At 39.7% G+C, this 8,809-nt stretch carries 6 protein-coding genes; all 6 read right to left on the bottom strand.

What is annotated here, in order from left to right; genetic code table 11:
• Positions 1-403: 403 nt before the first annotated feature.
• The 6 genes from BVH02_RS17460 to BVH02_RS17435 all read right to left on the bottom strand — a co-directional run bounded on the left by BVH02_RS17460 (position 404) and on the right by BVH02_RS17435 (position 8,790).
• On the bottom strand, positions 404-1,324 hold the full coding sequence (locus tag BVH02_RS17460) for a glycerol kinase (protein WP_086502755.1): 921 nt from the start codon (positions 1,322-1,324) through the stop codon (positions 404-406).
• A gap of 98 nt (positions 1,325-1,422) precedes the next feature.
• Positions 1,423-1,884: a hypothetical protein gene (locus BVH02_RS17455; protein ID WP_143244238.1), complete on the bottom strand. Its 462-nt coding sequence runs from the start codon at positions 1,882-1,884 to the stop codon at positions 1,423-1,425.
• Between the two features lie 20 nt (positions 1,885-1,904).
• Positions 1,905-5,135, bottom strand: a complete 3,231-nt coding sequence (locus BVH02_RS17450) for a type ISP restriction/modification enzyme (RefSeq protein ID WP_086502753.1) — start codon at positions 5,133-5,135, stop codon at positions 1,905-1,907.
• A gap of 312 nt (positions 5,136-5,447) precedes the next feature.
• Positions 5,448-6,002, bottom strand: a complete 555-nt coding sequence (locus tag BVH02_RS17445; protein WP_086502752.1) for a DUF3347 domain-containing protein — start codon at positions 6,000-6,002, stop codon at positions 5,448-5,450.
• 131 nt (positions 6,003-6,133) lie between these two features.
• Entirely contained in the window at positions 6,134-6,733 is a 600-nt protein-coding gene (locus BVH02_RS17440) for a DUF2911 domain-containing protein (protein ID WP_223271901.1), read from the bottom strand.
• Positions 6,734-6,756: 23 nt separating this feature from the next.
• A complete protein-coding gene (locus tag BVH02_RS17435; protein WP_086502751.1) occupies positions 6,757-8,790 on the bottom strand; it encodes a copper-translocating P-type ATPase in 2,034 nt (677 codons plus the stop codon).
• Positions 8,791-8,809 lie beyond the last annotated feature (19 nt).

Genomic DNA, 8,809 nt, shown 5'->3' with positions numbered 1-8,809 from the left:
TTTTGAACCAATAAGTAAATTAGATAACATAGCCTATTTGTAGAATAGCCTCCTGCAAATGGATTCTATTGAATTGCCACCTGCTTTAGCTGGAGCCAGGGAAATGATTGAAATACTCACAGGGCTTTAGCCCAATTCTTTTTGTAGGATGCGATTTGTTCGACCCCGTTGGGGTCGTGGATTTTTTTGGTAATCTCATTGGATCCATGGGTTTCACCCATGGCTATTCATGGTTCGATCCCGTTGGGATCATTCGATTGAATCACTGATTAATGTTGGTGTTATTTATTTTGTATATCGACCACGAAGTGGTCAAACCATGAATAGCCCCCGGTGCAACCGGGGGTATTGGTGTCGGATGAGAGGAAATGGAAACCCTGAAGGGGTTGAATTTTTTATCAAGTTAATCCAAACTGACTTTTATGTTATGTTGCAAAAGATATTTCTGTAAAGAGTCCTCAATGTTTTTGATGTCGGCGTCATTTAATTGAATTAGATTTAACCCTAAACTGCTATAAATTTCAATCTTCTTTGCTTTACGGGAATTATACTTTTCATCGTTTTCCATACCCCAATATTCTATGTATACTGCTTTGGGACGTCCTTTACCTGATGGTATGTGAAAATCAGAATAAACATTTTCTTCTGTATTAGGTAATTTCTTTTCATAAGCATGCGGAATGCCCCATAGGTATAATGAATCATCTATTGTTAATTCTGCTTTTGATCTCACATAGTGCCCATCTTTAGTTCGGTATTCAGCAGGATATTTTTTTCGAAAATCATCTGCAATATCAGAATCTTTTCTTTCGGTAATAACATTTGTAAATGCTACTAATATTTCTTTAACAGGCTTTTCCACTTGAAACATATCAAGAATATCCTTGTTTTGTAGAATTGATTCAGGCCAAAGTATATAAGTTCCACCTGAAGTCTCATGTTCCAATTGCTTGCCTCCAATCTTTTTTCCAAGTTTTGTAATAGCCCAACCTGCTACAGTTTTTTCTATTAGTCCAATTTCATTTAATAGTAAATTAAATCGTTGTGATGAAATATTGAAGTGTTTACCTATTGTTGTAGCATTAAGAAATTTGGAATTCCCCTTGGGTACTTGACTATTAAAGGAAATATTTTCTGGCCAAACAATATACTCTCCAAACTTTGGATTATTTCTTGTTTGTCCTCCTTTTTGTTTTCCAATTTCAGTTAAAACCCATTTTTCATTTAATCTGTCAATCCAGCCATAAGTTTTAAGTTTGTCGAACAATTCATTTGATTTAATTTCAAGCTTTGTTGAAAGCGCTGATGTAGAAATGTATTCCATTATTTAATTTTATGATTGTGTTTTTTTTATTTTATGTTTACGCATTATTAACAGGTCATTTCACGATGATTGTGGCTTCTGTCTCAGATATTTTGTGATTAATCGAGTTCAAAACCCAATTTATAACTCGTTTGCCAAAATTCTCCATCCCAAAAAATAACATCAGGAATAGTTTGTCCAATATATTTTTTGTTTTTACGCACATCACCTGATTTCTTAAACCAGTTGTTCAATATTATTAGATTTTGAGGTAAAGATTTTGTTTTCTTTTCATTAATTAATCCATGTTTTAAGTATTGTATAAAAACATGTTCAACTCTCTCCAAATCTTCCCTCGTAACTGTTTTGTGAGATTTTATTTCACCTATCCAATAAATTCTATTCCTATTTACTAGAGGTTTTTTATGATGTCCATTTATTATTCTACTACTAACTATGTTTTTGCTAATTCCAAAATAATGAATTTGATTATAGTGTCTGTTTTTTAATTTTCCAGTGATCATATAAATCCCCATTTCTAAATCATCAGAAATCACATCTCCATCATTATATGGACCCATCCATTCTATTACATATGCTATCATTCCTCACCTTCTCCTTTCACTACCTCCACCCCATCTATCTCCCGCATAACTCTATCCGTCTCTGTCAATGCCTTGATGATCTTTTGGTAATGGAGAATGTCGGTAAAGTCTAGCTGACGGCCTTTGCGGTCTTTTAGCCATTTTTGGGCGGGTTGGTAGCCGCCGATGTAGAAGTTCCAGGCGAGTTCGGGAACGCAGTCGAAGTATTGCTCGGAGTTGATGTAGACTTTCCCAACTTTTCCAAAGTTCGAAACTTTGGAAAAGTTCTCGTCTGCACTCACTTCAAACCTTGGCTTCTCCACTTCATTCTCGCCTCCTACAGGGTATTCGGTGATGTAGTCGTTTAGACTTGGGCTTTCCATCAGGTGGAGGGCGCGAAGTTCGCCACCAAGCTGCACGAGCTTCCAGAAGTTCTCTACATCCTCAGGATAGGGAACTCTCGGGAAATCTATCTTCAAAAACTCCTTGTAGGTCTCTCTATAAGTAGGCGAATGCAGCACTGCATAGATGTAATCCAACAAATCAATCGGCGCGAAACTCCCATCTCCTTCAGGAGAGGGGTTGGGGGTGAGGTCTTTCTCTGGCACAAACTTCAATCCCAATCCCTTCTCAATCACCCCTACGATTTTCATATCTAGATTCGGCGTGCGAGTGACCTTAGAATCTATGGAAAGCTGGGAATCGGAATCTGGGTAGAGGTAGAGAGGTAGCATTGTATTTATATCATAAGCACTAAATACTTTTTGATCAATTGGTGATTTAGAAATAAATACTCCTGGATTACTTTTTGTCTGTCTACAAGAAATTAAAGTAATGTTTTCTTTTCCTATCAATTGGTCAGATGTTTTAGTTCTTGGATAAGCTAAAAATCCTTTGGAATTACCTGTGTAAGCGGTATGTCGAGAATCAAAAGGACGATAAAGAACCTCAATATTTTTATACCCTGAAAGAATATCCTTTTTTGCAAAGCTTATTGTCCAGTCTCTTCCGTCAGCTGCTAGTTGATATTTTAAAAGTGTATCTTTCGTCTCATAAGTTATTAAATCCTTTAATATATTCGAGAGTTCTTTTTGGCTAAAATGCATTGTGAAACTATCTCTTTTAGTTTGTATCCCCGAGTTAAAATGCTTAAATAATTCTGTCAGTGAAATTTTTGTCCTATATTCTTTTAATAGGACTTGATCTTGTTCATTGAAATAATATTCAGGTTTTGATAACATTATCTCTTTCCATTGAATCGAGGAAATACTTTTATCGCTAAGTTTTTGATATTTATAGTCTCTAGTGCCGTAAATATCTGAGATGTAAACTTTCGCATTTTCTTTAAATGTATCGTTTCTTTTTATGAAGATGTTTATTGACACACCTTGCCTAATGTCAAAGACATTTTCGTCCTTAGTCCCATCCGGAGCTTTTTCTTTTTTATTGCTATTTCCATGCAAATCCAGAATGTATATTTTATCAAAAGTATCTAATAAGGACTTTCTCATTTGCCGATGAGTTATTCCATCTATGAAACTATTGTTAGAGATGTAAGCTAAAATTCCTGAGCCATTTTTCTCTATATAATACTGACCGTAACGAATGAACTTGATGTAATCATCGTCCAGATTTATCTTCCTTTCATTGAGGTTCTTTTTGTAATCAGCAATCAGATTTTGTATCCAAGCACTTTTATTCGTACTACTTACACTATAAGGTGGATTTCCAGCGACGATCATTACTGGCAAATCTCTTTTCACCGCATCTGCTTGAATTGCTTCATCTGTAAGCCACCTTGACATAAACAAATCAGGAACTTCTTTTGATGCCTGCTCTAGGCTATTCGTCAGGTAGATTCTGAATCGCTGCCCTTTTGTTCCCGTATAGCCTGTTTGCTTCAGGAGTAAGTCCAGCTTCAGATGCGCCATGGCATAGGAGGCCATCAGGAGTTCGAAGCCATTGATGCGAGGCAGCAGGTGATTTTCTACATAGCTATTCCAGAGTCCCTGCTGTCCTTTGAATTTGGAATAGATCTGATTGATCGCTTCGGCCACGAATGTACCTGTGCCGGTAGCTGGATCTAGGAACTGTACTCGATGTACTTCTTGATCGACTTCCCGCATTCCTCCAGAGAAGCGTTTGTCGTGGGTGGCGATGGGAACTTTGATGGTGGTTTTGGAAGTATCTGCCAAGCCCATCGGTAGGCCAAATTCATCGATCAGAATATCATCCACCGCTCGTATGATGAAGTTCACCACGGGATGAGGCGTGTACCAAACACCCCTTGCTTTGCGCAGCTTTGGATCATAGCTACTAAGGAAGTCCTCGTAGAAGTGGATAATCGGATCCTCCATCTTAGTGGCTTTTCCAAAATTCTTCAGAATAGCATTCACATCTGTAGCACGGAATATATCCGCCAGCGCATCTACGATCCAGGTGATTCTATCGTCCAGGTCATATCCGGCGATGTATTGGAAGAGTTTGCGCAGGAACGGATTGGATTTGGGGATCAAGTCGGCTGCTTCCTGTCGGGAAAAAGTATCCAAGGACTCATCATACAATCTCGCTGCAAACATGCCGTAAGCTATCGTCTGGGCATAGACATCCGAAAATTCCTTTGGGGTAATGTCGTGAATGAGTATTTCCTTGAAGGCATTCATCTGCTCTTTGAGGGTGGAATTCTCCTGATTTTCCACATCCGAGTTGAGGGAGTTCTCTATCACATTGGCAAGCATTTTAGCTTTGCCCGCCATCATCTCCGCTAGTTTCTTGGGGCTTTTGATGCTTTGCCCTATGTGCGTGGTGAAGTTCTCTATGAGAAGCTCGAAGGCAGGGAAGTTGTGTGGGAGTGGAAGGATTTTCCCACCATCAACTACACCAATGCAGATTTGCGAAGCCAGTTCTCCATTTCGGTAATAGTAGAAATTCAGGTAATCGGTAAAGATCAAGTTGTCCAGCGAGGCTTTATACCGATCAAACTGTTCCTTGTTTCCATTCTTTTTGGCGCCAGCCAGATCCGAATCCCCGATATCCTTGGCTTCTATAAAGCCGACGGGAATTTCCTTTTTATTCGTCAGAATATAATCCGGTGCACCGCAAGCCTGACGTTTGGGTTCGTTGGTGGCGGAGATATTCGGGACGATAGATTCTATGAGTTGCTGGAGATCGCCTCTAAAAGTATGTTCGGTGGCATGTCCAAGCTTATATCGGGTATTGATACTTTGTAAGTATTCTGAAACAGTCATGAAAAAAGGGTTAATGAAATCTGATTCCTAAAGATATCATTTGAAATGGAATGTGGATGTAGGGGAGGGAGATATTTACAGATTATTGTATCGGTTTTTTTCCCGCAGAGCACACCAAGGATACGCGGAGAGCGCAAGAATTTAGAAATATGTTTTTGGGTTTTCTTAACCGCAAAGTGCACAGAGGTTTACGCGGAGAGCGCAATTTTTTGTTAACCTTATTTCTTGGTCATTATGTTTGAAGTTTGATAATAGATCATGTTATTAAAAAATTGTAAGGGCGAAAAATCTTTCGCCCTTACTATCATAAAATCAAATCTTCTCAGTTACTGAGCCGCATTTAAGCATTTTATCTCCGAAATAGGGGTTTCTAATTTCTTCTGATAAACTCAACCAATTTGCACCTGTATTTCCATTTGCCATTGGGCAATGCTGTAGGAACAAGTTTCCTGAAGTGAGCTCACTGTTTTTTGCTAAGGTGATCATCTGTTCAGAAAGACTGTCAAACGAATCTCTTTGGATTTTTGTGTCTGTACTTGCTGCTATTTTCTGCACGTCAGCTTTGATTGCATTGAATTTTTGATCAACCAAAAGTGCTTCTAACTTTTTAGCTTCTGCACTTACTTTATCACCGTCGGTAGCTACCAAAGCATCCTTCATAGCTAAGTAAGCATTGAAGATTTTTGTGGTTGATTCATCTTTAAAAGCCACTGGAGTTGCTTTAGCTACGTCGGTAGATGCGACTTCGTGCATTTCATGATTCTCTGCACCATCCATTTGAGATTGGTCTTCTGTTGATTTACTAGAGCAAGCAACGGAAAGCACAAGTGCTAAGCTAAGGGCAATAGGAGTTCTTAGATTTTTCATTTTTGATAGGTTTTTGTTTTTTTTATTTAAAAAGGTTAATAGAAATTTATTTAATTAAATAGCTGATTTTTTTCCAGATAGACCTAATCAACTTGCATTATATACACTTGAAATGGGTTGCTCTTTCTCATTTATTCCGCATTGACTGCATCAAAGGATATCTGCGTTTTGTCCCATGAGATAGAGATTGTAGTTGTTTTAGTGTCTTTTTCCTTTACTTCGAACCTTAAAGCCTCGACTGTTTCATTTAAAGTTTCAGGCTTTACCTTAAATCGAATTACATCTTTGCTTTGATCATAATCATCAGCTAGATGCATGTCCCAAACCTGATTGAGGATGACCGTCCATTCATTTTCTCCAGGTATGGTGAAAAAACCATATTTGCCAGCTGCTATTGTTTTACCATTTATAGTTACAGGCTTATCAAACTTGATGGAAGTCGCTTTATGAGCCCCAGTTACCCATACTTCATTCATGGCAACTAATCCACCAAAAACCTGTCTTCCTCTGACGCTCGGGGATGAATAATCAACGTGAATGTGATTGCCACCAGTCATTGCCATTGCTTCGGTACGAGGACTTTTGGAAGCTTCTGGCTTGGGCGTGTGTTCGGAATGATCCATTGTTGTGGAGTCCATATTGCTCATGTCATGATCCTCATGTTGGTTGGATTTTTCGGATGAGCAGGCTACAGTAGCTAGGATACTGATTGCTAAGAGGTACTTTTTCATATGAGATGGGTTGGAGTTTATATTTATTTAAGTTGTCTTTTTAATAACTGAGCGTTTAAAGCCACTATCACTGTACTTAAGCTCATCAGCACTGCACCAATTGCAGGGCTGAGGATAATGCCAGCACCTGCTAAAACACCAGCAGCCAGTGGGACGGCCACAATATTATAGCCGGCTGCCCACCACAAATTCTGAATGATTTTTTTATAGGTAGCCGTACCAAAAAGAATCAAATTCGAGATATCCTGAGGATTGCTATTTACTAAAATAATATCTGCCGTCTCTGCGGCTACATCAGTTCCTGAACCGACAGCAATTCCAACGTCTGCCTGAGCCAATGCAGGAGCATCGTTGACCCCGTCACCGGTCATGGCAACAAATTCACCTTTGGCTTGAAGATCCTGAATGATTTTTTGCTTATCCTCAGGCAAAACTTCTGCATAATAGTCGTCTAATCCCAGTGAAGTGCTAACTGCTTTTGCTACCATTTCATTGTCACCTGTAGCCATCACCACTTTGATTCCTTGCTTCTTTAGGGTATCGATCGCAGCTTGTGATTCGGGTCTGATTTCGTCGGATAAGGCAAGATATCCAAGAATTTCACCCTCTTGAAGCAGAAATACTACTGTTTCAGAATCATCCTTGAATGCACCTACGGGTTGGTCGAGACCTTGCTCTTTCAGCATGCCTGGGCTCACTATGGACATTTGTTTTCCATTTAAAGTGGCTTTTATCCCTTTGCCAGTGATGTTTTGGAAATTGGTTGGCTCGCTGAGTTTCAGATCCAACTCTTTGGCTTTCCGCAAGATTCCTCCAGCAATGGGATGTTCAGAACTACTTTCCAAAGATGCAGCTAGCTGAAGCATCTCATCCTTGGTCAAAGTGGAATCCAAACTTTCGTACCGTGTCACTCCAAAATCTCCTTGAGTGAGCGTGCCAGTCTTATCAAAAATAATGGTGCTGATCTTTCTGGAGTTTTCGAAGGCTGTGCGATTTCTGATTAATAAACCCCGTTTAGCACTTTCAGAGGTGGAAATAGCCACTACCAGGGGAACGGCTAAGCCCAACGCATGAGGACATGAAATAATCATTACCGTGACCATCCGTTCAAGTGAATACTCAAGATCTTTTCCGATGGATAACCATACGATTAGCGTGATAATTCCAGAAGCGATTGCGATATAAAACAACCAGCCTGCAGCTTTATTAGCTAAATCCTGAGTTTTGGATTTACTTTCTTGGGCAGTTTTCACCAGGTCAATTACTTTAGAGAGAAAAGTATCCTCCCCAATGTGCTTCACCTTGATCTTAAGTGCGCCGTTGTCGTTGACAGATCCTCCGATCACTTCCTGACCTTTGGATTTGGATACAGGTTTAGATTCACCGGTTAGCATGGATTCGTTTACATGACTTTCGCCTTCGATCACCTCGCCATCGGCTGGGATTTTTTCTCCTGGTTTCACCAGAATAATATCTCCACCTTTTAATTCTTCAACAGGGATCTCCTTGCTATTTCCTTCACTATCGATCAGTCTGGCTTCGGAAGGCATCATTTTCGCTAGCTCTTGAAGTGCGTTGGAAGCACCCATGACTGACTTCATTTCAATCCAGTGACCCAGAAGCATGATATCGATCAGACTTACTAGTTCCCAGAAGAAGATTTTCCCCCCTAATCCAAACACCACGGCCGAGCTGTAGAAATAGGCTACCGATATTGCCAAAGCTATCAGCGTCATCATTCCCGGTTTTTTTTGCTTAATCTCTGAGACGAGCCCTTTCAGGAATGGCCAACCTCCGTAAAAGAAAACAAATGTAGAAAGTGCGAATTGGATATAGCGATCTCCAGGAAAAGTCAATTCGTAGCCCAGCATCTCCTGAATCATCGGAGCCAAGACAATGATCGGAATCGTAATGATCATGGACACCCAAAATCGTTTTTTGAAATCCTCAATCATATGACCATGATGTGTCGAATGATCCTGATGATTCATTTTCTTTTTCGTTGCCGATTGCTCTACTGGTCGATGATCAGAATGATGATGAGATGAATGATCCATAGTATTCTTATTTGATTGT

The organism is Algoriphagus ratkowskyi (assembly GCF_002150505.1).
GTDB classification, from domain to species: domain Bacteria; phylum Bacteroidota; class Bacteroidia; order Cytophagales; family Cyclobacteriaceae; genus Algoriphagus; species Algoriphagus ratkowskyi.
The sequence above is the reverse complement of the archived record's forward strand: the minus strand, read 5'-3'. Positions and strand labels throughout refer to the sequence as shown.

Coding starts and splice junctions, on each gene's coding strand:
- BVH02_RS17460 (WP_086502755.1), bottom strand. CDS start 1,324: ATGGAATACATTTCTACATCAGCGCTTTCAACAAAGCTTGAAATTAAA.
- BVH02_RS17445 (WP_086502752.1), bottom strand. CDS start 6,002: ATGAAAAATCTAAGAACTCCTATTGCCCTTAGCTTAGCACTTGTGCTT.
- BVH02_RS17450 (WP_086502753.1), bottom strand. CDS start 5,135: ATGACTGTTTCAGAATACTTACAAAGTATCAATACCCGATATAAGCTT.
- BVH02_RS17435 (WP_086502751.1), bottom strand. CDS start 8,790: ATGGATCATTCATCTCATCATCATTCTGATCATCGACCAGTAGAGCAA.
- BVH02_RS17440 (WP_223271901.1), bottom strand. CDS start 6,733: ATGAAAAAGTACCTCTTAGCAATCAGTATCCTAGCTACTGTAGCCTGC.
- BVH02_RS17455 (WP_143244238.1), bottom strand. CDS start 1,884: ATGGGTCCATATAATGATGGAGATGTGATTTCTGATGATTTAGAAATG.